1 protein-coding gene is annotated in these 1,464 nt (G+C 41.4%); it reads left to right on the top strand.

Going from position 1 to position 1,464, the window contains the following annotated elements:
- Positions 1-180 precede the first annotated feature (180 nt).
- Positions 181-1,200, top strand: a complete 1,020-nt coding sequence (locus FYJ45_RS29285; RefSeq protein WP_154468426.1) for an ABC transporter permease — start codon at positions 181-183, stop codon at positions 1,198-1,200.
- Positions 1,201-1,464 lie beyond the last annotated feature (264 nt).

Here is a 1,464-nt window from a genome sequence, read left to right as displayed (position 1 = left end):
TTCAGCCCTTGTCACGATAAATTTTCTCCTTTGCGAAAAACTTTTTTTTATTTTATCATGCATCGGCTAAATCTTCAGTGCTTATCAGTAATTTTTGTGCGAGAAATTTTCGCCTTTCAGAGCTGTTATTCCTGCTCGTACGCCTGGTGCTTGTCCGTGAAATGGCAAAGGAGGGATAACATGAAAGGATTAAGGTATCAGCTTAAAAATATCCGGCGGGACAAAATGTGTATTCTTTCCTTTTTGCTGCCTGTCATTGTTGGATTTGCTATCAGTCTGCTTTCTGGGGTGAGTCTTTCATCTTTGGGCGAAACAGCATTTTGCATTATGGAAAATGACCTCACGAATGACACGATAGAATGGTTGCAGACAAACGGCAGCGTTACAGTATTCCCCGATATGGTATCTTTGAAAAATGCTGTCAATGACCCTGCGACACAAGCGATTGGCGTACTGCAAGACAGGAATGGAATTAAAACGCTGCTGTCAGGCGACGAGCTGCAAGTAAATACAGTGATTAGCAACACACTCCCTCAGCTTTACGCGGAAAGGGAAAACATGGCTTTATCTCAAACAACTATTATCCCTGCTGAGGACAACAACGATGGTCTTAAATCCCTGTTAATAGTAATTACAATGGTTACGGCTATGTTCATGGGCTGCACCTTTAACGCCATGAGCATAATCAGTGAAAAGGAGGACGGCATTGCCTTTATTAACGAAGTTTTGCCTATGGCAAAATGGGAGTATATGTTTCAAAAAATCACGTTAGGATTTTTTTGCGGTATTTTATCTGCGACTATAACAGCGCTCGTCTGTATGAAAATTACTGTCAGCGGGATTCTGCCGCTGCTGTTAATGATTGTCTTGTCAGCGTTTATTGCCGCGTTAGCCGGGTTGTTTATAGGACACTTTTCAAATGGCCTTATGGCGGGCATTGTATATATCAAGATTGTAATGATTTTGTTCCTTGCTCCGCCTGTTTTATTTTATCTGGCTGTCCCCTTGGGCAGTATTACACATGCCTTATCGTATCTGCTGCCGTCCAGCGCAACCTTTTATGGATTAATGGACTTACTGACTGGGAAAATGCAGGATGTATGGATAAACATAACAGTTTTGTCAGCACATTGCCTTGTATGGCTTTTGTTATTCTTCGTTACAGCGCATGGCAAACGAAAAAAGGTACTGACGCAATAACACGTAAAACCGTTGCCTGCCATTAGATTTGTAACGGCGCGATGTAAATGCGGCGGCTTTAAAATAACAATCAAAGCCACTGTTTATCTTTTAAAAGAAATCGCATGGAACTTTCCTGTATATGTCGCGCGGCATGGGACAGCTCTGAAAGGCGAAAATTTCTCGCACAAAAATTACTGATAAGCACTGAAGATTTAGCCGATGCATGATAAAATAAAAAAAAGTTTTTCGCAAAGGAGAAAATTTATCGTGACAAGGGCTGAA

The organism is Eisenbergiella porci (assembly GCF_009696275.1).
GTDB lineage: Bacteria > Bacillota > Clostridia > Lachnospirales > Lachnospiraceae > Eisenbergiella > Eisenbergiella porci.
The sequence above is the reverse complement of the archived record's forward strand: the minus strand, read 5'-3'. Positions and strand labels throughout refer to the sequence as shown.